Annotated in this window: 25 protein-coding genes; 17 read left to right on the top strand and 8 right to left on the bottom strand. The window is 40.0% G+C overall.

Translation table 11 applies throughout. The annotated features are described in order from the left end of the window. Positions 1 to 118: 118 nt before the first annotated feature. From ACGHCK_RS06490 to yycF, 3 genes are read right to left on the bottom strand one after another with little or no spacing between them, the layout of a single operon-like run. Positions 119 to 931 (bottom strand): MBL fold metallo-hydrolase, encoded by an 813-nt coding sequence (locus tag ACGHCK_RS06490; protein ID WP_251423471.1) that lies wholly within the window; start codon positions 929 to 931, stop codon positions 119 to 121. Next, positions 928 to 2,346: an ATP-binding protein gene (locus ACGHCK_RS06485; RefSeq protein WP_251423469.1), complete on the bottom strand. Its 1,419-nt coding sequence runs from the start codon at positions 2,344 to 2,346 to the stop codon at positions 928 to 930. Before ACGHCK_RS06485 ends, ACGHCK_RS06490 begins: the two co-directional genes overlap by 4 nt. After that, entirely contained in the window at positions 2,339 to 3,040 is a 702-nt protein-coding gene (gene yycF, locus ACGHCK_RS06480; RefSeq protein WP_202231237.1) for a response regulator YycF, read from the bottom strand. Before yycF ends, ACGHCK_RS06485 begins: the two co-directional genes overlap by 8 nt. A gap of 355 nt (positions 3,041 to 3,395) precedes the next feature. Between yycF and tmk the strand changes: the two genes are divergently transcribed. The 5 genes from tmk to rsmI are packed head-to-tail and all read left to right on the top strand — an operon-like array spanning position 3,396 to position 6,930. Continuing rightward, positions 3,396 to 4,025 carry a dTMP kinase gene (gene tmk, locus ACGHCK_RS06475; RefSeq protein ID WP_271328227.1) on the top strand — a complete coding sequence of 210 codons (630 nt, stop codon included), beginning with the start codon at positions 3,396 to 3,398 and terminating at the stop codon, positions 4,023 to 4,025. A 26-nt stretch (positions 4,026 to 4,051) separates the two neighbouring features. Next, on the top strand, positions 4,052 to 4,915 hold the full coding sequence (locus ACGHCK_RS06470) for a DNA polymerase III subunit delta' (protein WP_251423467.1): 864 nt from the start codon (positions 4,052 to 4,054) through the stop codon (positions 4,913 to 4,915). A 12-nt stretch (positions 4,916 to 4,927) separates the two neighbouring features. Next, a complete protein-coding gene (gene ricT / locus ACGHCK_RS06465; protein ID WP_251423464.1) occupies positions 4,928 to 5,701 on the top strand; it encodes a regulatory iron-sulfur-containing complex subunit RicT in 774 nt (257 codons plus the stop codon). 24 nt (positions 5,702 to 5,725) lie between these two features. After that, a complete protein-coding gene (locus ACGHCK_RS06460; protein WP_202231233.1) occupies positions 5,726 to 6,067 on the top strand; it encodes an initiation control protein YabA in 342 nt (113 codons plus the stop codon). Continuing rightward, on the top strand, positions 6,064 to 6,930 hold the full coding sequence (rsmI, locus tag ACGHCK_RS06455; protein WP_251423461.1) for a 16S rRNA (cytidine(1402)-2'-O)-methyltransferase: 867 nt from the start codon (positions 6,064 to 6,066) through the stop codon (positions 6,928 to 6,930). The genes ACGHCK_RS06460 and rsmI overlap by 4 nt, the downstream gene beginning before the upstream one ends. Positions 6,931 to 7,042: 112 nt before the next feature. Here rsmI and ACGHCK_RS06450 read toward each other — a convergent pair whose 3' ends face one another. Further along, positions 7,043 to 7,222, bottom strand: a complete 180-nt coding sequence (locus tag ACGHCK_RS06450) for a hypothetical protein (RefSeq protein WP_202231231.1) — start codon at positions 7,220 to 7,222, stop codon at positions 7,043 to 7,045. A gap of 160 nt (positions 7,223 to 7,382) precedes the next feature. Here ACGHCK_RS06450 and mvk point away from each other — a divergent pair, with 160 nt between their 5' ends. From mvk to dinB, 7 genes are all read left to right on the top strand, one after another. Beyond that, a complete protein-coding gene (mvk, locus tag ACGHCK_RS06445) occupies positions 7,383 to 8,315 on the top strand; it encodes a mevalonate kinase (RefSeq protein WP_202231230.1) in 933 nt (310 codons plus the stop codon). Between the two features lie 223 nt (positions 8,316 to 8,538). Next, a complete protein-coding gene (locus ACGHCK_RS06440; protein ID WP_202231240.1) occupies positions 8,539 to 8,952 on the top strand; it encodes a universal stress protein in 414 nt (137 codons plus the stop codon). A 265-nt stretch (positions 8,953 to 9,217) separates the two neighbouring features. Beyond that, on the top strand, positions 9,218 to 10,165 hold the full coding sequence (gene mvaD, locus ACGHCK_RS06435; RefSeq protein ID WP_251423459.1) for a diphosphomevalonate decarboxylase: 948 nt from the start codon (positions 9,218 to 9,220) through the stop codon (positions 10,163 to 10,165). Then, positions 10,152 to 11,093: a mevalonate kinase family protein gene (locus ACGHCK_RS06430; RefSeq protein ID WP_202231228.1), complete on the top strand. Its 942-nt coding sequence runs from the start codon at positions 10,152 to 10,154 to the stop codon at positions 11,091 to 11,093. The genes mvaD and ACGHCK_RS06430 overlap by 14 nt, the downstream gene beginning before the upstream one ends. Next, positions 11,086 to 12,141: a type 2 isopentenyl-diphosphate Delta-isomerase gene (fni, locus tag ACGHCK_RS06425; protein ID WP_202231227.1), complete on the top strand. Its 1,056-nt coding sequence runs from the start codon at positions 11,086 to 11,088 to the stop codon at positions 12,139 to 12,141. The genes ACGHCK_RS06430 and fni overlap by 8 nt, the downstream gene beginning before the upstream one ends. A gap of 53 nt (positions 12,142 to 12,194) precedes the next feature. After that, on the top strand, positions 12,195 to 12,803 hold the full coding sequence (locus ACGHCK_RS06420; RefSeq protein WP_202231226.1) for a superoxide dismutase: 609 nt from the start codon (positions 12,195 to 12,197) through the stop codon (positions 12,801 to 12,803). A 304-nt stretch (positions 12,804 to 13,107) separates the two neighbouring features. Next, positions 13,108 to 14,205 (top strand): DNA polymerase IV, encoded by a 1,098-nt coding sequence (gene dinB / locus ACGHCK_RS06415; RefSeq protein ID WP_202231225.1) that lies wholly within the window; start codon positions 13,108 to 13,110, stop codon positions 14,203 to 14,205. Here dinB and ACGHCK_RS06410 read toward each other — a convergent pair. Next, complete coding sequence (locus tag ACGHCK_RS06410; protein WP_202231224.1) at positions 14,159 to 14,812, bottom strand: prepilin peptidase; 654 nt, start codon at positions 14,810 to 14,812, stop codon at positions 14,159 to 14,161. The two genes, dinB and ACGHCK_RS06410, sit on opposite strands and share 47 nt — an antisense overlap. Positions 14,813 to 15,370: 558 nt before the next feature. Here ACGHCK_RS06410 and ACGHCK_RS06405 point away from each other — a divergent pair. Next, positions 15,371 to 15,817: a Dps family protein gene (locus ACGHCK_RS06405; protein WP_251423450.1), complete on the top strand. Its 447-nt coding sequence runs from the start codon at positions 15,371 to 15,373 to the stop codon at positions 15,815 to 15,817. Positions 15,818 to 15,850: 33 nt separating this feature from the next. Here ACGHCK_RS06405 and ACGHCK_RS06400 read toward each other — a convergent pair whose 3' ends face one another. Genes ACGHCK_RS06400 through ACGHCK_RS06390 form a run of 3 tightly spaced genes read right to left on the bottom strand, consistent with a single transcriptional unit; the run spans position 15,851 to position 17,421 of the window. Next, a complete protein-coding gene (locus ACGHCK_RS06400; RefSeq protein WP_251423447.1) occupies positions 15,851 to 16,231 on the bottom strand; it encodes a rhodanese-like domain-containing protein in 381 nt (126 codons plus the stop codon). Between the two features lie 16 nt (positions 16,232 to 16,247). Further along, positions 16,248 to 17,216, bottom strand: coding sequence for an ROK family glucokinase (locus tag ACGHCK_RS06395; RefSeq protein WP_202231221.1), 969 nt, complete (start codon positions 17,214 to 17,216; stop codon positions 16,248 to 16,250). Continuing rightward, entirely contained in the window at positions 17,209 to 17,421 is a 213-nt protein-coding gene (locus ACGHCK_RS06390; protein WP_202231220.1) for a YqgQ family protein, read from the bottom strand. The genes ACGHCK_RS06395 and ACGHCK_RS06390 overlap by 8 nt, the downstream gene beginning before the upstream one ends. A gap of 290 nt (positions 17,422 to 17,711) precedes the next feature. Here ACGHCK_RS06390 and typA point away from each other — a divergent pair, with 290 nt between their 5' ends. From typA to ACGHCK_RS06370, 4 genes are all read left to right on the top strand, one after another. Next, positions 17,712 to 19,547, top strand: coding sequence for a translational GTPase TypA (gene typA, locus ACGHCK_RS06385; RefSeq protein WP_271328228.1), 1,836 nt, complete (start codon positions 17,712 to 17,714; stop codon positions 19,545 to 19,547). A gap of 74 nt (positions 19,548 to 19,621) precedes the next feature. Beyond that, entirely contained in the window at positions 19,622 to 19,852 is a 231-nt protein-coding gene (locus ACGHCK_RS06380) for a DUF3165 family protein (protein ID WP_202231218.1), read from the top strand. Positions 19,853 to 19,894: 42 nt separating this feature from the next. After that, positions 19,895 to 20,830: a class I SAM-dependent methyltransferase gene (locus ACGHCK_RS06375; RefSeq protein ID WP_251423441.1), complete on the top strand. Its 936-nt coding sequence runs from the start codon at positions 19,895 to 19,897 to the stop codon at positions 20,828 to 20,830. 85 nt (positions 20,831 to 20,915) lie between these two features. Next, a complete protein-coding gene (locus ACGHCK_RS06370) occupies positions 20,916 to 22,109 on the top strand; it encodes an acetate kinase (RefSeq protein ID WP_251423438.1) in 1,194 nt (397 codons plus the stop codon). Positions 22,110 to 22,523: the final 414 nt, after the last annotated feature.

Raw genomic sequence — 22,523 nt, 5'->3', positions numbered from 1 at the left:
CCATTAATCTTATTCATCAGCAAAAAAATCGTTCAATCTTAGCCTAAAGAAAGGCGTGACTGAACGATTTTTTTAGTTTCCTCTTTAGAGGAAAGCCATATGTACTACTAGCTTTACCTTAAATATCATAGAGCTTGCTTGCATGTTCATGACTAGTATCAATGATATGTACATCGCGCTTAGTGTCCACGTCATGTTGAGCAAGAAAGCCGTCCATGGTCATGTGGGCTAATTCTTGAATATTGTTGTTCAAGCTGAGATGACCGAGGAAGATACGTTTTGTCTTGTTTCCTAGAACCCTAAAGGCTGCTTCAGCACCGTCCTCGTTGGACAAATGCCCTTGATCACTGAGGATACGTTGCTTTGTCTTCCAAGGATAGCCTCCCATACGCAGGATTTCGATATCATGATTGCTTTCCATGAGATAAGCATCTGCATTTTCAATCGTTCCTCGTATGCGATCACTAACATAACCTGTGTCAGTCAGTAAAACAAAAGACTTATTGTCTTTCATAAAACGATAAAACTGAGGGGCAATAGCATCATGGCTGACACCGAAACTTTCAACATCAATATCACCGAAAGTTTTAGTTTTGCCCATTTCAAAAACATGTTTTTGTTCATGCGGGATTTTTCCCAATGAATTTTTACTGTCCAACTCTTGCCAAGTCAGTTCGTTGGCGTAGAGTTGAATCCCGTATTTTCGAGCAAGAACCCCAATTCCTTTGATGTGATCCCCATGTTCATGCGTGATGAGAAGGGAGTCGATGTCCTTGATATCACGGTCAATTTCTTTCAGAAGACTTTCTATTTTTTTCCCAGACAGTCCGGCATCTACAAGGATTTTCTTTTTTGGGGTTTCTAAGTAAAAAGAATTTCCAGTACTTCCAGAGGCTAAAATCGAATATTTAAATGCTGCTTCCTTACTCATTCAGCAAAATCCTCCCAGTCGTTATTTTCTTGATTGATTTCATCACTGTAGGGGAAAGACAGAGTGAAAGTTGAGCCATTTTTGCCATCAGAAGTGACCTGAATATCGCCTTTGTGCAGTTTCATGATATCGTAGGCAATAGATAGTCCTAAGCCAGTACCACCAATCTGACTGTTTCGAGAAGAATTATCTACGCGATAAAAGCGATCAAAAACTTTAGACAACGCTGGTTTAGGAATCCCTATACCTTGGTCAGCAATAGAGGTAAATGCTTTATTGTTATTACACCATACCGTTACAGTTATAGTGCCACCATTTGGCGAATATTTAAAGGCGTTGTTAATGATGTTGTCAATAACCTGTGAGAGCTTATCAGTGTCAATCTCAAGCCAGATTTCTTGGCGAGGTATTTGGCGCTTAATTTTAAAGTTTCTATAATTTTTTTCGATGATTTTATCAAAACGATCAAGAATATAGTTGATAAAGTCAACATAGTTTATAATTTCAGTATGAAGTTTGACTTTGTCTTGATCCATGCGTGAAAGTTCTAGCAGCTCACCAATCATGCGAATCATACGGTCTGTTTCGTTGAGAGAGACGTCAACAAAGCTCGCAGCTAAGTTGGGGTCAGCGAGTGCTCCATCGTTTAATGCTTCCAAGTAAGCTTTGACAGAAGTTAAAGGTGTTCGCAATTCATGGGAAACGTTAGACACAAAAAGGCGGCGATCACGTTCAGTCTTTTCTTGTTCAGTTGTGTCATGCAAAACGGCTATGATACCAGAGATGAAGCCTGATTCGCTTCGAAAAAGCATGAAATTAACACGAAGAATGACACTTGCCCCTTCACAGTTTACAGTGTTTAAGGTCAGTTCAGGCTCTTTCTGGAGTAAGTCATGAAAAGAATATTTGTCGGATATTTTTAATACCTCTATCAGTTCTTTTCCGAGGATGCCTTCATTCGACTGATCAAGTAAATTCAGAGCTGCGTGGTTAGCCAAGTTAATATGTCCATGTCTGTCTGTTGTGATAACGCCATCGACAAGGTAGGTCAAAATGCTTTCAAGCTGGCTTCTTTGATTTTCGAGATGTTCTTGCCGATCTTCTATTTCATGTCCGAGTGTGATTAATTTATTATAGGCTGTAGAGAGTTCATCATTTTCCGTTGATTTTTGGAGATTCTCATAGTTATTATTTAGAAAATTATCAACTTGATTGGAAATTTTGTTTGCAGTCTGAGCTAAATTGCTGAGGTACCAGATAAGCAAGCTCAGAGTAACGATGTAAAAAATAAAAAACAGTAAGAGGGCTTTTGTATCACTAAGATAATATGTACTGTTCATTATCTCAAAAATGCCAAAAAGAAGTAGATGAATCACTACTCCTTTCAATACTATCGAATTAAAGAATTTATTCATGTGGTTCGCTCATGTAGTAGCCGACACCGCGACGTGTAGACACGTATTGTGGGCGGCTTGGTGTATCTTCAACTTTTTCACGCAAGCGACGAACGGTAACGTCAACAGTACGGACATCCCCAAAGTAGTCATAGCCCCAAACAGTTTCAAGTAATGTTTCACGTGTGATTACTTCACCAAGATGCTGTGCAAGATAGTAAAGTAACTCGAATTCACGATGTGTGAGATCTAACTGCTTCTCATTTTTGTAGGCTGCATAGTGTGTAGGATTGATACGCAAAGTACCAATAACCAATTCTTTTTTAGAATCTTTGGGTTGTTCCACAGGCATGTTTGTAATTCGCCGCAAGTTTGACTTAATGCGCGCCAGCAATTCACGGTTTGAAAATGGCTTCGTAATATAATCATCTGCGCCAAGTTCAAGACCGATAACTTTATCAAACTCTGTATCTTTGGCAGAAACCATCAAAATCGGAACCTCAGAAGTCTTACGGATTTGACGTGTAACTTCAAGGCCATCAATTTTTGGCAACATCAAATCAAGATAGATAAGGTCTGGTTTTTCTGATTCAAAGAGTTCAAGAGCTTCTTCACCATCAAAAGCAGTGACTACTTCATACCCTTCTTTGACGAGATTAAATTTAACAATATCTGAAATTGGCTTTTCGTCGTCAACAACAAGAATTTTTTTCATGATAATCCTTTCGCTTAGATGTATTTAATATTAATTGCTTTTCTCATTATACAATTATTACAGTAGTATAGCAAGGTAAAGATGTCCATAATATAGAAATTTTACAAAAGCGAAATCATTTGTAAAATAAGAAACTTATATGGTAAAAAATGTTTACAAAATAAGAATTTCTGCATAAATTTTGTCATAATGCTCTTTACAGAAATCTATAAGAACTTTGACACACGATTCAGACTTTGGGATACTATTCAAGCAAATTGCAGACAAAAAAGTAAAAAAAAATCGTTTCTAGATTTTAGTGAATAGGACACTTGGAGAAAAGCAACTTCCCTGCTTTTTTGCTATAATATAAGTTATGAATGGAATACTTATTAGTCTGGAAGGACCGGATGGAGCCGGTAAAACAACGGTTTTACAAAGGATACTTCCTGAACTAGAAAAATCACGATATGAAGTGCTTGCAACACGTGAACCAGGCGGAGTACGTGTGGCAGAAGAAATTCGCAAGATAATTCTCAGCACAGAAAATACAGAAATTGACAGCAAGACGGAGCTGATGCTATTTGCTGCAGCAAGGCGGCTACACATGCAGACGAAAATGCTCCCTGCTCTTGCAGCAGGGAAACTTGTGCTTGTCGATCGTTTTATTGATTCTTCAGTTGCTTATCAAGGTTATGGACGTGCGCTTGGTGTTGAACCTGTAAATTGGCTTAATGAATTTGCAACAGACGGTCTTAAACCAGATTTGACATTATATTTCGATATTGATACAAATATTGCACTGGAGCGCATCATGAGGAACAGAGCGGATGAGCTGAACCGCCTTGACTTGGAGCGTGCTGAGATGCACCGCAAAGTAAGACAAGGTTATTTAGAAATTGTGCAACATGACCCAGAACGCTTTGTCACAATAGATGCAAGTCAAGATATTGATACAGTTGTTGCAGATACGCTAAGAGCTATCAAAAAAAGGTTTTTCTTGTAATAAAAATTCAAAATTAAGGAGTTTCTATGAAAATCGCAGAAATCCAGCCCATGCTTTATAAAAGATTTCAACATATTTTGCAAAACCATAAGTTGAGTCATGCTTATTTATTCAGTGGTGGTTTCGGCAGTTTTGATATGGCGATATGGTTAAGCCAAGCGATTTTTTGTGAAAATCCAAAGAAAGGTCTACCTTGTGAAGCGTGCCGACATTGTCGGTTAGTCGCAATGGAAGAGTTTACTGACTTGCACATCATTCGTCCAGAAGGGCAAACTATAAAGACGGGTCAGATTCGCGACTTATCAGAGATTTTTAGTCAGTCTGGATTTGAGGGGAGTCAAAAGGTAGTGATTATTACTGAGGCAGAAAAAATGCATAGTAATGCGGCGAATGCTCTCCTCAAGTCCATTGAAGAGCCAGATAACGCAACCCATGTTTTTTTGCTGACAGAAAACGAAAATTTGATTTTACCAACGGTGAAGTCCCGGGCACAAGTCTTTAGCTTTCCTAAAAACAGTGCTTATATGCAAGAATTTCTTGAAAATAGAGGCATATTAAAAACACAGGCAGAGCTGCTTGGACGAATTTGCACTTCTGTTGAAGAGGCCCAGGAGATAGCAGGAGCCTCCTGGTTTACTGAGACTCTCAATAAATTACAACAGCTGATAAAATTAATAAGAACCGATCAGAGAGAAGCCTTTCTTTATCTTTCAAGTGTAGTGGAGAATGTTGAGGAAAAAGAGAGGCAGAAACTTATTTTTTCATTGCTCTTAGAACTGTTTAATCAAGAGAAACTGTCTGAAAAGCTTCAAAGTACTTTTCAGGCAGAAAAGATGTGGAAAAGTAATGTTCGCTTTGGAGCTTGTTTAGAATATATAGTACTGAAATAGGAAGAAAATACTATGATTTATAAAATAGAGTTTACGCATGGGGAGCAAAACGCCTTTGTAAGTAGCTGCATAGCGCTTATGCCCAGAACTCAAGTCATTATCCAAAATGAAAAAGGAAAATGTCATGGGCGTGTAATAAAGCAATTGCCGGAAGGAAGTGAGATGAACACTTCGGGAGAGATTGTGCGTGCAGTAACGGAAGAAGACAGGGAGTTGATTGAAACAACGGAGGAACTTTCGCAAAAAGCATGTACTAAGATTCGTCAAATTGTTGCTGCTCATGGTATCGATATGAAGGTCATCAACGCAGCCTATAATTTAAACCAGAGTCAGCTCTTTGTGTCTTTTACGTCGGAAAACAGAGTAGATTTCCGAGAGTTACTGAAAGAATTGGCAGCGACTTTCCGTACACGTATTGAACTCAGACAGATCGGTGCGCGTGATGCTGCAAAAATTTATGGAGGAGTTGGTCCTTGTGGGCGTCCGCTGTGTTGTTCTGAATTTATCTACGAATTTCCTAATGTTTCGATTAAGATGGCTAAAAATCAGTCCCTATCTTTGAAACAAAGTAAGCTTAATGGTCTCTGTGGGCGTTTGATGTGTTGCCTGTCCTATGAAGACGAGTTTTACCGGGAAGCACGAAAAAATTTCCCTGATTTTGGTGAGCATATTACGACTGCGCAAGGTGAAGGAAAAGTTATCGGATTGAATATTTTGAACAATAAAATTAAGCTACAGCTTGAGCATACGATAAAAGAGTTTGATATTTCAGAGGTTGAGATGTAAGGTGTCTTAAGATTTAGGTGATTTATGGGGGGAACAATGATTGATAAGAATGAGATTTATGTGCAACTTGGACTATTAGAAGAAAGTTTAGCTTATACATTGAGCCAGATTTCAGCAGTACGTGATGCGCTTGATGAATCCTTAAGAGAAAATGCGACAATTCGCATGGAAAATGAGAAGCTACGTGAGCGTTTGGCCCATGTTGAGAAGAAAGAAGGAAAAGCCAGCTCAAAATCAAAAAATGAGCCTAATCCAAATCTTATTCAAATTTTTAATGAAGGCTTTCATGTATGCCACTTGCATTATGCTGAACGTTTGCAAGATGGTGAGAATTGCTTGGACTGTTTGGAGCTGTTATACAGATGATCAATATACAAAGGAGTTTCAAAGGAGAAAAAGAAGCTGGAAAACTCTACTTGGTGCCCACGCCCATTGGCAATATGCAGGATATGACCCTACGTGCGCTAGAAACATTGCGCAGTGTGGACGTGGTGGCAAGTGAGGACACGCGCAATACTCAAAAACTTTTAAACCATTTTGAGATTAAAGTTGCACAAGAATCTTTTCATGAACATAATTCCTTTGAGAAAATTCCCAAGCTTCTGGATTTTCTTTTGGCAGGAAAGTCAGTGGCTCAGGTATCTGATGCAGGCATGCCTTCGATATCGGATCCGGGTCATGACTTGGTTGTTGAAGCGATTAAGCTAAATATTGATGTCATTGCTCTCCCTGGCGCCTCAGCGGGTATTACAGCGCTTATCGCTTCAGGTTTGGTGCCTCAGCCTCATGTTTTTTATGGCTTTTTACCACGAAAAAAGGGGGAGCAGAAAAAGTTTTTGGAAATGAAGAAGGCTTATCCAGAAACGCAGATTTTTTATGAATCCCCATATCGTGTGGCAGAAACCTTAGAGAATATGTTTCAGGTTTATGGCAATCGCCAAGTGACTCTGGTCAGAGAATTGACAAAAATCTATGAAGAATACCGGCGTGGAAAAATTTCCGAAATTTTGCTCTCATTGAAAGAACAACCGATAAAAGGAGAATGCTTGATTATCGTTTCGGGTTTTAGCGGTAGAGGAGAGACTGAAGGAGTTGAAGAAACTTCCCCTTTGGAGGCTGTTGCTCGTCTTGTTGAGGAGGGGATAAAGCCGAATGTGGCCATTAAACAAGTTGCAAAAGAACGGAACTTGGTGCGTCAAGAGCTTTATGCGCAGTATCATAACTTATAAAAAATTTCAAAAAGTAAAAAAAAATCGCTCCATTTGGCATATAATAATGCTTTGTTGAGCGATTTTTTTCTTATTTTGGATAAATTTTTTATCTCTGCATCTCTGATTATGCTTAACAGTGTCCGTCTACATTTTCATTAATCCAGCGCTGATTTTTCTCATCAAAAATTCTTAGCTGGGGATTGTCAAGAATAAATTTAAGAGCTTCTTCTCTGCTTAAACCACTGTATTTAACGGCCGCATCCAAAGTGACAATCTCCATGTTTTCAAGGGCTAAACGTAAATTTTCCATAGGTTCATTATATCTTTTTTTCTAAAATTTAGGAAAAGAAAGTACAGAGCGTCATTTCTCCTACAGATTTTCTTAAAAAGAAATTGCCACTTGATTTTCACTCTCAAATTTTATAAAATTGTCAAGTACCTTTGTGTACCTTAATGGAGAATTTATAGTTATGACTACAAATAAAATGGGCACGGGAACAGCTCATGCTAAATTAATTTTGATTGGAGAGCATTCAGTTGTCCATGGACAGCCTGCCATTGCGCTTCCTGTCAAGATTTTGAAAACAACGGTTACAATTTCTTCTATCAAATACGGACAATACATTGAAAATAATGAATCTCGTCGTAGATTGGATGTGCTGGGAGACGAATTTGAGGGGGTGCGCCAACTTATTTTACGCCTATTGGAGAAATTTCAGTCTGTAAAGCTTCCTTTTTCGTTAGAAGTAGATTCTAATATCCCTCTTGGTCGTGGTTTGGGGGCATCCGCTGCTTTGGCAACAGCCATCACACGTGCTTTTTATGATTTCTTTGACACAGAGCTAACAGATAAGACACTTTTATCTTTTGCCAACTTCTCAGAGAACATCACACACGGGCGCTCATCGGGTATTGATGTGGCAACCGTTAATTCGGAGTCGCCGCTTTGGTTTATCAAGGGGCAAACGGCGGAACCTTTTGACTTGAAGCTTTCAGGCCATTTGGTTATCGGAGACTCAGGAGTACATGGTTTTACAAGTCAGGCTATTAGTATAGTAAGAGAAAAGTTATCTGACAATAGGGTAAAAGCTCAAGAATATATTGAGAATCTGGGAAGTCTTTCTAAAGCTTCAAAAGATTTTTTGATGACCAATAAATTGGAGGAATTTGGGCAGGTGATGAATCAAGCCCATGAAAATCTCTCGGCTCTCGGTGTGTCGCACCCTCGTTTGGATACCCTTGTGGATACGGCCCTAAGAAATGGCGCGCTGGGGGCGAAGCTCACAGGTTCTGGTTTGGGCGGAGTGATGGTCGCTTTGGCTTCTAATGAAAAAGATGCCATCCATATCAGTCAAAAACTTTTGAAAAATGGGGCGAAAAACACTTGGATTTACTCTTTTTAAAGTCTAAAGATGTGATTGACCTTTAGGAATATGGTTTTCCTGAAGGTTTTTTTATTTCAAAATGACTTAAGGTTTTAAGGGGACGTTATTTATAAGCTTGGAGATTGCCTTTAGTCCTTAGATTTTCCTAACTGGTGAAGTACATTTATTTATAAAAGCGTGGCGCTTTCATTTGTCCTTAGAAAGCATTATAATATAAGCAGAGCGATGGAGGAGTATCATGATAAGATATAAAAACATTTTGGTGCCAGTAGATGGCTCAGAAAATGCATACAAGGCACTTCGTGAAGCAGTAGAAATTGCTCAGGCGAATAAGGATGAAATTTCTATTTTGATAGTACAGGATGACGGGAAATTATACGGTCATGCTTTGCCTATTCCTAAACAACGCTACACAAGAGCTTCAGAAATGATTGTGCAAGAAGCTCTAGATGTGGTAAAAGACACTGTCAAAAGTCAAATCTTTGTGGTTGTTGGACTGCCTAAAAAACAGATTGTAGAATTTGCGACAGAGCAGAAAAGTGATTTGATTGTCATGGGAGCTACAGGTGCAAATTATTTTGAGCGAATGACCTTAGGTTCAACTACAGCCTATGTTGTTAACCATGCCCCTTGTAATGTTACAGTGGTGAAGTAGTAGACATGGGCAATATATTTTTCTCATTCAACAGAAATTAAAACAATATACGAATCAGAACAGTTGATTATACACGAGGAACGTAATTCTTTTTCCTGTTCTTTTTTTCTTTATTAAGAGAAGAAAAAAGGGGGAGAACCATAGCAACTTGCAAATTTCCTTTAAAATCTGCGGCAGTTGGGACAAGGTGAAAAATAACAAATGGCTAAATTTCAGTACCTTTGTTATAATGGGAGAGATTAATCCCCACAAGAGGAAAAATAAAATGAATGAAATTACCGTAAGAGCACATACGAATATTGCCTTGATTAAATATTGGGGTAAAGCGAACGTGCCATTAAACATCCCAACAACGAGTTCCTTATCAATGACTTTGGATAGGTTTTACACAACGACTTCAGTTGCATTTGCTGATCAGGATCAGCTGGTCTTAAATGGACAAACTGCAGATGCGACACGGGTGCATAATTTCCTAGACATACTCCGTGCAAAACATGGTGATTTTCCTGCTGTCTTAGTGACTTCGACAAATCATGTGCCCACTGCGGCAGGATTAGCATCATCGGCATCAAGCTTCGCGGCTTTAACAGGTGCAATGTTTAGACTTTTAGAATTGTCAGAAGACTTGACCGAAATGTCTCGCATTGCTCGTCGTGGCTCTGGATCAGCGTCACGCTCGCTTTTTGGAAATTTTGCAGTCTGGAATAAGGGCGAGAATGATGCCTCTTCTTATGCGGAGAGTTTTTATGATGAAGACATCCAACTGTCAATGCTTGTAGCAGAGATTTCAAGTGCGCAAAAGAAAATGCCTTCAACACGAGGCATGCAGCTAGCACAAACCGCACCAACTTATCGTTCTTGGGTAGAAAAATCAGCACGTCAACTGGAAGAAATGAAAGCAGCCATTCGCCAAGCGGATATTGAAAAGATAGGTCTCCTTGCGGAAGACAATGCTTTAGGCATGCATGAGCAAAATCGTTCATGTGCAGAACCTTTTGACTATTTTACAGAGGATACGCGGCGTATCATTGCCTTTGCGCAAAAATGCTATAAGTCAGGACTTCTAGCTTTTGTGACGATTGATGCCGGACCAAATGTGAAGATTATCACGGATAAAGCTACAGAAAAGATACTTTTAGAAAAATTTCGTGCGAATTTCCCAGAAATTACCTTTGATGTCGCACATGCTGGAGGCGGTCTTGAATACTTATAAGATAGATGTTCCTGGAAAGCTTTTTATTGCGGGAGAATATGCGGTCACTCGCCCAGGTGGATTGGCGCTGGTCACTAGTCTGGAAAGTGATTTCCAAGTAAGCATCACAACAGCGACAGAAGTCAGTCTCTTACGAACCAATGTTGATATACCAGACTATACTTTTTCAATGAAAAATTTCAAGCCTGAACGAACAGGTCCGTGGAATTTTGTCATGACGGCGATTGAGTATGTGCGAAAGGAAGTCAAACTGAACGAAGAGTTTGAGCTTGAAATCAAGAGTGGTCTAGGTCTTGGAAAAGACAAAAAAGGCTATGGGTCATCAGCCTGTGTTGTGGTGGGTGTCGTCAATGCGCTTAACGAATTTTTTCGTTTAAATTTGTCACTTGAACAGCGTTTTAGACTTGCTGGACAAGCGCATTACGATGTGCAAGGCAGCGGTTCGCGGGGGGATGTTGCGGCTATTATGTACGGCGGCAGTATCTTTTATGAAAATCATCAACGTGTTTTTCCCATAAATATTCCTTGGCAGCCTTATGTTGTACAGACCAATCAATCTTCTAAGACAGGAGAAAAACTAAAGCAAAAGTGGCCTAAGGAGTTCTTTGAAAAAAGTGATGAACTCGTCATTGAAATCAGCACAGCTATTGATATGCAAGACTTTGCCCTTTTTAAAGAGAAACTTTTAGAAAATCAGATACTCCTCATAAATAACCAGACCAAGGGTTACATGACAGATCAACTTGCCTTGGCCTTAAATATTATTAATAGTCAACCAGAATTGGCTGGGAAAATTTCAGGTGCTGGTTTTGGTGAAAATATCATTCTCTTTGCAGAACATGAGGAGAATATAGCTGAATTGGGTGCTGTCCTTGAAGCAGAAGGGATGAAGCTTGAAAAAGCAAGGATAGGAAAAATAAATGAGTAAAGAAATACATAGTCATCGTAAAGATGAGCATTTGTCACTTGCCTTAAAATACTGGAAGGAAGGGCGAAACCATTCTGAATTTTCATCTGCTCTACGCTTGGTTCCGAATGGTTTGCCTGAAATTTCCACAGAAGAAGTGGATTTATCTCTGACTCTCTTTGGACATCAGTTTGAATTTCCTTTTTACATAGAAGCTATGACAGGCGGCTCAAAAATGGGAAACAGGATTAACTTAGAGCTTGCCGAAATAGCTGCCAGTCAAAAGCTTGCTATGGCTGTTGGCTCACAGTCTATTGCCCTTAAATACCCTGAGTTGGCGGAAGGCTTTCGTCAAGTGCGTCAGCATAACCCTCAAGGCTTTATTTTTGCGAACATAGGCGCAGGGCATTCATTGGAAAACGCTCAAAAAGCTGTCGAGATGCTCTCTGCTGATGCTTTAGAAATCCATATCAATACTGGCCAAGAGTTAGTCATGAAAGACAGTGAAGGAGATCGTTCTTTTTACTGGCTTGAAAATATCAACGGTATTGCTGAAAACTTAGGAGTTCCTGTTGTAGTCAAAGAAGTAGGCTTTGGTATGAGCCAAAAAATGTTCAAGCAACTCAGTCAGACAGCTGTAGCAGGAATTAATATTGGCGGCAAAGGAGGAACGAACTTTGCTTGGATTGAACGTGAGCGAGGCCAAACTACTCTAAACTTAGACCATTACGGTTTCACGGGACCAGAAAGTCTCGTAGAAGCCCGACTGGCCAAAAATAATAAGCCCTTAATTGCTACGGGAGCTGTGTCTTCTTCAATGGATATTCTTGCAGCACAGCTTTTTGGGGCCTCTCTCGTAAGCTCTGCCGGATATGTCCTGTCTGTGCTTAAGGATGAAGGTTCTCAGGCCTTGGATGAACTGTTTAGTCAGTGGAAAGATGAGCTGGTGAAACTCTATACTTTAGTTGGCGCCCGTCAGTTCAATGATCTATCACAGGTCGAATTTATCTATAATCAATCCTTGAGGCATTTTCTTGAAGAAAGAAAAGATAAGCAGATAATTTTGTAAACGGTTCTTATTTCTTTATAATATAGAGTATATTAACATTTAAGGAGAATATTATGGCTTACACACTTCCAGAATTACCTTACGCATACGATGCTTTGGAACCTTTCTTTGATGAAGAAACAATGCATCTGCATCATGATAAACATCACCAAACTTATGTAAATAATCTTAATGCAGCCATCGAGAAGCACCCTGAATTTTTTGATAAAACTGTTGGAGAATTAGTGGCTTATTTGGACAGTTTACCAGAAGATATTCGTACTGCAGTACGCAATAATGGTGGTGGGCATCTTAATCACACAATGTTCTGGGAATGGTTAGCTCCAAACGCAGGTGGTGCGCCAACGGGCGACATTGCTGCAGCAATTGATGAAGCTTTCGGCTCATTTGACAACTTTAAAGCTGAATTTAAGGCTGCTGCCACAGGTCGTTTCGGTTCCGGCTGGGCTTGGTTGGTTCTTGACTATGGTAAACTTAAAGTTGTTTCTACAGCAAACCAAGACAATCCAATTTCTGACGGTCAAATTCCGGTGCTTGGTCTTGACGTTTGGGAACATGCTTATTACTTGAAGTACCGCAACGTTCGTCCAGATTATATTGAAGCTTTCTTCAGCCTGATTAACTGGGATAAGGTAAACGAACTTTATACAAAGGCTAAATAAGCGTAAAAGGATAGAGCGCTGCTCTTAAATTAATAAAGTCTTAAGACCAGATCTTTGAAGAAGAGAGTCTGGTCTTTTTAATGCATGTCTGGGCTTTTATCTGAAAAAGTTCCCCTATGGAAAAGGGAAGTTCATGATGCCCTTGCTATGGTACATGTAGTGGTATTGGATAAATCTGTCTTTTTGCTTTGCCATTGCGTTAGTTTTTCTATCTGCTTATTAAGGATTGTGGGGAATTATTTTGGAATTTCCATGTCAGTTTGGAAGTAACTTCCCCTCGGACTGTCTATGATATAATGAAAACATGTTAACTTTTCCACTGATTAATGACATTTCACGTAAAATCATCCATATTGATATGGATGCCTTTTTTGCATCGGTGGAAATTCGTGATAATCCAAGCTTGAAAGGAAAACCTGTTGTTATTGCTCGGAGCCCTTTACAGACAGGAGGACGAGGTGTTGTTTCAACTTGTTCTTATGAAGCAAGAGCTTTTGGTATTCATTCGGCAATGAGTGCCAAGGAAGCTTACGATCTCTGTCCACAGGCTATTTTTATTAGTGGAAATTATGAAAAATACCGTGCAGTTTCCGAACAGGTGCGTGAAATTTTTAGGCGTTATACGGATGAAATTGAAGCTGCTTCTATCGATGAAGCTTATCTAGATGTAACTGAGAACAAGATAGGATCAACAAGTGCAATAAAAATCGCCAAGCTTATTCAACATGATATCTTTGTTGAGCTTGGCTTGACCTGTTCGGCAGGAGTTTCTTACAATAAGTTCTTAGCAAAGATTGCTTCGGATTATGAAAAGCCACACGGTCTGACGGTTATCATGCCTAAAGATGCTAAAAAGTTTTTAGCAGACCTTCCAGTTGAAAAATTTCATGGAGTAGGCAAGGCAACCGAAATGAAGCTGCATGAGATGGGCATATTTACAGGAGCAGACATACAGGCAGCAGATCCTTTAGTTTTAGCAGAACGCTTTGGTCTTTACGGATGGAAACTTTTTCAAAAAGCAAATGGTATCCATGATTCGGCAGTAGTTACTAGCCGCCAGCGTAAGTCTGTAGGAAAAGAGAAAACCTATGGCAAATTACTTTATCAGATTGAAGATGTAAAGCAAGAGCTCATCAATCTATCAGAACGCGTTGCAGACAGTCTTAAAAAACATCATCTTAAAGGAGATACAGTCGTTTTAAAGTTGCGTTATTCAGACTTTCGAACTTTAACAAAAAGAAAAAAACTTTCTGAGAAACTGAGTGAAGCAGAAGCTTTGGCACTTGTTGCTCAAGATTTACTTGAGGAAATTGACTATGATGATACCCTAGGAGTTCGCCTTCTGGGTGTGACGCTTACTGGATTTGGGGCAGAAGAATTACGATTAGATATGCCAGACTAAGAAAAGGAATAAAGGGTAATTTTCGTTCTTTTTTGATCAATAAGAAGCAGAGTCCAAGTATACACGCAATTTGAATCAAAGAAAGCAGCTGATTTAGTGAAAGCGAAAATGATGCGAGAAAAAGCCAGAGAAAATCTCCAGCACCGATTTTGATGTCGAAAAAATAAGAAAAGTAGGCAAGGCCCAGCCAAAAATACGTCCAAGCATTTGAGGGAAAGCATAAGAAAAATATTCCGGCAAAAAATAGCCCGAGACTCAAAGGGTAAGAAAAAGAATCAATATCAAACTTGCTTAGAAGCAAGCTAAGGAGCAAGGTCCAAAAATGTAAAAAATCTAAATCAAACCATGCGGCTACAAATAAAACCCCTGTCAAAAATTCTAGAAAAAAATAGCTATAAGAAAAACGGGCTTGGCAATAGAAACAGCGGCTTTTAAAAATGAGTTGAGAAAACAAAGGGACTAACTGCTTCCATGTCAGTACCCTTTGACAACTGTTACAGCGAGAACGTCCCCAGATAATGGAATCCTTTGAATACCAGCGGTCGGTGACCAATCCTAGAAAAGAGCCAACACTGCAACCCACTGTAAAAATGAAAAATACAAGCATACTTATGAAGACGTAAAAAAGCGAAAAAATTCACCAAAGAATTAAAATAAGAGATAGTGGTTTAAAAAGTAGTTAAAAAATATAAATAAAACTGTACCCGCCAAGGGCAGCTGGAATAAAGGTCTCAAAAATACAAAGTGCTTAAGCAGCGGTATCAGCATATGGAGGCAAAAAGTGCTAGTCCCCACCTTCCCTTCTGTTTGGCAAGCTAACATGTTATTGTAGAAAACGAAAGAGTGGCAGTAGAATTGTAAATAGCCGCTTGGTTATCCATTGTACGGTCTAAAAGTATCCATTTGGTGAAGTTCTTCTACAGCTCCTATATTTGCTTGCGTTTTTGGCACATATCTTCCGCAATGGATAGTTCAAAGATTGGATTAGGGACAAGCAGTCAAGCTCTAATTTATAGGGAATAAGAGGCTCTGTCTTATGCTTTAAAGTGCTGTAAATCCTCTTGACAATTGTACCAATATCTATACGATATGTGCGGTTCTATTATTGGATTACTTGGCTATATTTTTATATAATTATAGTAGAAATAAAAAATTGGAGGTTACTATGTCAAAGGAAAAAACACAAGAAGTTTTGAATCAAACAGTTGCAGATTTATCTAAAGCAGCAGCGCTTATTCACCAAACTCACTGGTATATGCGTGGTTCTGGCTTCTTAACATTGCACCCTAAAATGGACGAGTTCATGGATGGACTGAACGATCATTTAGATGAGTTTGCAGAACGTTTAATCACTATCGGTGGTTCACCTGTTTCAACACTTAAAGAATTTGATGAAAAGTCAAAAATTGAGCTTCATCCTGCAACTTGGGACAAGTCAATGTCTGAACGTTTGCAAGAAGTTTTGAATGCCTATAAGTACTTGGCGAAACTTTTCCAAGAAGGTATGGACGTGGCTGAAGCTGAAGGAGATGCAGTTACAGTTGACCTTTATACAGTTGCACTAGGCGATGTTGAGAAAACAATCTGGATGCTTGAAGCAGAGCTTGGATAATAAAAAGAACCTTAGTTTTTAAGGTTCTTTTCGTTATCCTTTTTTTATTTTCCCTGTCCAGTTGTTAAGCCCATCTTTGAGGATATAAATTTCAGGGACACCAGCTTTTTTGAGTTGCTTAGCGACCTTGACTGAGGCAAGTGGTTTGCCATTTTCATAGAGCAAGACGGGTTTCTTTTTATTGATAGCGTTTAGGCTCTGCTCCATCTGTGAGGCTGGTAAATTACGCGCGCTGAGGATATGCTTTACACGAAATTCTGAAATCTCGCGTATATCAATAAGTTGTGATGTTGCCATCAAGCGTTCAAATTCAAGCTGTTCCACAACTTTAGCATTACGCTTAAGTGTCCAACGTGGATAGATGAAAAAGACGATGATGATAGCTAAAAGTATAAAGTTAATGACCCAAAGCATTTGTTTTCTCCTAAGATTATTTTTTAAATTTTAAAGCGAGACTTGCTGCGCCGATAATACCAGCATCATTCCCCAGTTCAGCAAGTTTTATTTTTGTTGATTCACGTACAGTTGGGAAAGAGTATTTTTTGAAGTTTGCTTCTACTTTGGCGCGAAGAAATTCGCCAGCAGCAGATACTCCACCCCCGATAACGATAGCAGCAGGATTAAGTGTGCTTCCAAGATTTGCGCAAGCAAAGCCAAGATAGTAAGCAAACTTATCAACGACACTCAATGAAAAGGCATCGCCAGCCTCAGCTGCAATAAAGATGTCTTTAGAAGTTACTTCGTCACCGTTGTCAATACTTGCTTTAATTTGGCTGTCGCCTTCGTATTCTTCAGCGAATTTTCTTGCGAGACGTACAATACCAGTTGCAGAAGTTACCGTCTCAAGGCAGCCATAGTTTCCACATGTACAAGCAAAGCCGTTATGGGGTTCTACAACGATATGTCCGATTTCCCCAGCGGCGCCTACAATACCGTGGAGGAGAGCACCATCGGCAACAATACCGCCACCAACACCAGTTCCTAAGGTGATAAAGACAACATCGGGTTGATTTTCGCCAGCACCAACCCAGCGTTCGCCTAAAGCAGCAACATTTGCATCATTATCAAGGATAAAAGGTAGTCCAACACCTTGGCTGATTGGGACTCCAACTTCTTGGACATCTTCCCAGTTTAGATTGTATGCACCACGGACAGTAGCAGCTTCAATATCAACTGTACCAGGCGTTCCCATACCAATACCGACGAAGTCTGATTTATCCAAGTTGTAAAGTTCCAAGCGGTGGTTGATGGATTCGATAATATCAGGGACGATGTGCTTTCCGTCATTCAAGATATTTGTCGGGATAGCCCACTTATCTTGTACCTCACCTTCAAGTGTCAAAATCCCAAACTTGATGGACGTTCCACCGAGATCAACACCAATAATTTTGTTAGCCATTTCGTTTATCCTCCTCAATTCTTTCTTCACGACGTAAAATAAGTTGAGCTGTAAGGTAGTCCTCATCACTTTTCTCGAAAATACCTTGCTCAGCCATTTGGGAGAGTTCTTGTTGCATAAAATAAATCGCATCTAAGCGATTGGTCATGAAATTAATAAACCCATATTTTTTTAACATTTCTTGTACATCGTAAAGTGTTCTCATCTCTCTATTTTACCTTAACTGTAAGCGGTTTTCAAGTGTTGGGAGGAATTTTTCTCTCTAACATTCGGTGTGTATTTAGCCATGATTTTTTTCAAAGAAAGGGGACAAATTTATAAGGGGAGGAGCATGACTTTTCTCTCTAAAACTTGTAAACGCGTGCATTTTCGCCTTTGCCTAAAAGTGTGCTATAATAAGTCTGATATATTGTTTGGGCGCCCATGAAAGCTAGCGTTCAAGCTGTGGAGATACGATTTCCGCAGGAAATTTTCGAAAGAATAGGTAGAAATAAATTGACTAAATTACGCGAAAACATCAGAAACGTTGCGATTATTGCCCACGTCGACCATGGTAAAACAACTTTGGTTGATGAGTTGCTTAAACAATCTCAAACGCTTGATGCCCGTACAAACCTCGCTGAACGCGCGATGGACTCCAACGCTCTTGAACAAGAACGTGGGATTACAATCCTTGCTAAAAATACAGCCGTAGAATATGGCGACACACGCATTAACATCTTGGACACACCAGGGCACGCGGACTTCGGTGGTGAAGTAGAACGTATCATGAAGATGGTTGACGGCGTTGTTCTTGTCGTGGATGCTTATGAAGGTACAATGCCTCAAACACGTTTTGTATTGAAAAAAGCTTTGGATCAAAACTTGACACCAATCGTTGTCGTGAACAAAATCGATAAACCATCTGCACGTCCACAAGAAGTTGTTGATGAAGTTTTGGAACTTTTCATCGAACTTGGTGCAGACGATGATCAATTGGATTTCCCAGTAGTTTATGCTTCAGCAATTAACGGTTCATCTTCATTGAGCGATGATCCAGCAGATCAAGAAGCAACGATGGATCCAATCTTCAACACAATCATCGAACACATTCCAGCGCCTATCGATAACTCTGACGAACCCTTGCAATTCCAAGTTTCTCTTTTGGACTACAATGATTTCGTGGGTCGTATTGGTATCGGACGTGTCTTCCGTGGAACGATCAAAGTAGGCGACAATGTAACCTTGTCTAAACTTGATGGTTCAACGAAGAACTTCCGTGTCACAAAACTTTTTGGTTTCTTTGGGCTTGAACGTCAAGAAATCACAGAAGCAAAAGCAGGGGACTTGATTGCTGTTTCTGGTATGGACGATATCTTCGTTGGTGAAACTGTTACACCGACAGATGCTGTTGAACCATTGCCAGTACTTCACATTGACGAACCAACACTTCAAATGACTTTCCTTGTAAATAACTCACCATTCGCAGGACGCGAAGGTAAATGGGTAACTGCACGTAAAGTTGAAGAACGTTTGCAAGCAGAACTTCAAACAGACGTTTCGCTTCGTGTTGAAAGTACTGATTCACCAGATAAATGGATCGTTTCAGGCCGTGGAGAGTTGCACTTGTCTATCCTTATCGAAACAATGCGTCGTGAAGGCTATGAACTTCAAGTGTCACGTCCAGAAGTTATCGTTAAAGAAATCGACGGCGTAGAGTGCGAACCATTTGAACGTGTACGTATCGACACACCTGAAGAATATCAAGGTTCAATCATCCAAGCCCTTTCAGAACGTAAAGGGGATATGTTGGATATGGAAATCACTGGTAACGGTCAAGCCCGTTTGGTCTTCTTAGTCCCAGCACGTGGTTTGATTGGTTTCACAACAGAATTTATGTCAATGACACGTGGTTATGGTATCATGAACCACACCTTTGACCAATATATGCCAATGGTTAAAGGAACAATCGGTGGACGTAGTCGTGGGGCTTTGATTTCTATGGATCAGGGGACAGTAACAGCTTATGCTATGGGCTATGTACAAGAACGCGGCGTCCTCTTTGTTGAACCAGGAACAGAAGTTTATGGTGGTATGATTATTGGTGAACACTCACGTGATAATGACCTAACTGTTAACGTTACAAAAGCTAAGCAACAAACAAACGTTCGTTCATCTAATAAAGACTCAACTTCAGTGCTCAATGCTTCTAAAATCTTGTCACTTGAAGAATCTCTCGAGTTCTTGGGTGATGATGAATACATGGAAGTCACACCAGAGTCCATCCGCTTGCGTAAACAAATTCTTGACAAAGCAATGCGTGAAAAGGCAACGAAGAAGAAAAAATGCTGAGTAATAGAGTTGAAACGTCTTTCTAATCTCAGAAGAGAAGCAGTTTTAAAAGCAAATAAGATAAGGAGAAAAGCATGTTTTATCTGATACTTTTGGTTTTATTTGCCTTGGGCTATATCTTTTTAATGCCTAAGGATGTGAGAAGAAGTACAGATATCTTTGTCTTTGCCTCAGTGGCTGTGCTTATCGTTGCTGTTGTAATTGGTCAGGCTGTCAGTCATAGAGCAGCCTTGTATGATATTGCAATGGTGATTGCCCTTTTAGCGCTTGCTTTTAAGGCACTTGTGGAAATTGAAAAATTATAGAAAAAATAGTTTGTCTCTGACAGACTATTTTTTGGAGGTAATATGGATATAGAAAAAATCGAAAAAGCCTTCGGTTTTGTACTTGAGAACATCATGGGGATTCAAGCTGAACTGACGACGGATTTTTATGATGCCTTTGTGGAACAAAATGCAGCTTATCTGGGGGCCTTGGAGTTTGCTGACATTACAAAAGTTAACAATGACAAGGTTCGTTCAATGAATCTTACAAAGAGTGAGTGGCAGAAACTTTTTCAGTTTGTCTTACTCCAAGGGTCACGTGTAGCACCGATGCAGGCAAATCACGCTTTAACACCAGATTCCATTGGGTTCATCTTTAATTTTATTATCGAAGAACTACATAAGGAGAGGAAAGTACGTGTGCTGGAGTTTGGCTCAGGTACAGGAAACTTGGCAGAAACGCTCCTGGTTTATTTGCAGAAAGAGTTGGACTATGTCGGTTTTGAGATAGATGACTTATTATTGGATTTGGCTGCTTCTATGTCAGAAGTGATAGGAACCGATGCAACTTTTGTGCAAGTAGATGCAGTGAAACCCCAAACATTAGAGGCTGTAGACCTTGTGGTTAGTGATCTTCCGGTGGGATATTATCCTGATGATGAAACCGCGCGCCATTTTCAAGTTCACGACAAGTCAGAGCATACTTATGTCCATCATTTGATGATGGAGCAATCCTTTAAATATCTTAAAGAGACAGGATTTGCTCTTTTCCTGGCACCGGATAATCTTTTAACCAGTGCACAATCAGAGCTCCTGAAAGGCTGGATAAAAGAAAACGCCCATGTCGCAGCAGTTATCACACTGCCTTCATCGCTGTTTAAAGGGGCTGGAAAATCGATTTATCTACTCAGCAAAAAGCAGCTGCACACACCTACTTTTGTCTATCCGTTGACCGACTTAGCAGACCCTTCTGTTTTACAAGAATTTATGTCTGAGTTTGTGAAAAATGTCAAGATTTGACCAAAAACTCTTAGCCAGTCACTGCCTTCAATTTGGTTTTGTGATATAATTTAAGGGAGAATTGAAAGAAGAAGGAACAAATAAAATGACAAAAACGCTTGCAGTTAACGCTGGTTCATCATCAATGAAATGGCAAATGTATGAGATGCCTGAAGAAAAAGTTCTTGCCAAAGGTTTGATTGAACGTATTGGCTTAAAAGATTCAGTTACAACTGTAAAGTTTGGAGACCAAAAAGAAGAGCGGGTACTTGATATTGTAGACCACACACAAGCCGTTCATATTTTGCTTGAAGATTTGAAGCGTCTCCACATTGTTGAAGAATTTACTGAAATCACGGGAGTGGGACACCGTGTGGTTGCTGGTGGAGAAATTTTTAAAAAATCTACTTTGATTAACCAAGAAGTTGTGCAACAAATAGAGGAACTGTCGCCGCTTGCTCCACTGCACAATCCAGCAAATGCAGCAGGAATCAAGGCCTTCTTGGAACTCCTGCCTGATGCTACAGCTGTAGCTGTGTTTGATACGGCTTTCCACACAACAATGCCTGAAAAAGCTTTCCGTTATCCTTTGCCTAAAAAATATTACACTGAAAATGCCGTGCGTAAATACGGGGCACACGGAACTTCACACATGTTTGTGGCACAGGAAGCTGCAAAAATGTTGGGCAAGGATATTAAGGATACAAAAATTATCACTGCACACATCGGAAATGGTGGTTCTATCACTGCTGTTAAGGGTGGCGAGTCAATGGATACCTCAATGGGCTTCACACCATTAGCAGGGATAATGATGGGAACACGTACAGGCGATATGGATCCTTCTGTTTTCCCTTACCTTATTGCCAACGATGATTCACTCAAAGATGCTCAAGACGTTGTCGATATGATGAATAAAGAGTCAGGCTTGCTTGGTGTATCGGGCTTGTCTTCAGATATGCGTGAAATCATTGCTGCACGTGATGCAGGAGATGCAGATGCAAGTTTGGCCTTTGAGATGTATGTGGACCGTATACAAAAATTTATAGGACAATACTTAGCTGTGTTGAATGGTGCAGATGCGATTGTATTTACAGCAGGTGTAGGTGAAAACTCTGCTCCTGTACGTGAAGCTGTCTTAAAAGGACTGTCATGGTTTGGCATTGATGTTGATTTTTCTAAGAATGTTTTTGGCTTTGAAGGTGAACTGTCAACGCCAGAGTCGCGTGTTAAGGTCTTTGTTATTCCAACTGACGAAGAACTTGTTATTGCGCGTGATGTTGAAGCGGCGAAAGCTAAGTAAAAAGTGGTGAGATTAAGTGAAGAAGCTCTAGCTCAGGCAAGAGCTTCTTTTTTGTCCGCTTTTCAGGCGCTGGTTACGGAAGCTGAAAACAAGTCCAAGTGAAAGCCCTCCTCGCTTTTCTCATCAAACACTCATTTCATTTGACCTTTTTTTTTTTATACTATAGACTCAGAAAGTAAACGTAACATTAGAAATGTAGTTGTAATGAAAATCCAAAAGTAAATGTTACGCCAAAGGAGGAGTTTATGACACCAGAAAAGAAAAAACAGCGGCGGCTGCGCAACCTTGCACTCCTGTCGCTCTTGTTACTCGCAGTAGGCGGCACCTTCGCCTTCCAAGCCTTCAACCAACGGGCCATCAATGACCGGTTGAATGAAGTGGACATCAATGTCGGCGGGCGTGTCCACGACTACT

This window comes from Lactococcus muris, from assembly GCF_042849115.1.
Lineage (GTDB): Bacteria > Bacillota > Bacilli > Lactobacillales > Streptococcaceae > Lactococcus > Lactococcus muris.
Note: the sequence above shows the minus strand (reverse complement) of the source record. Positions and strands in the feature narration are given on the sequence as shown.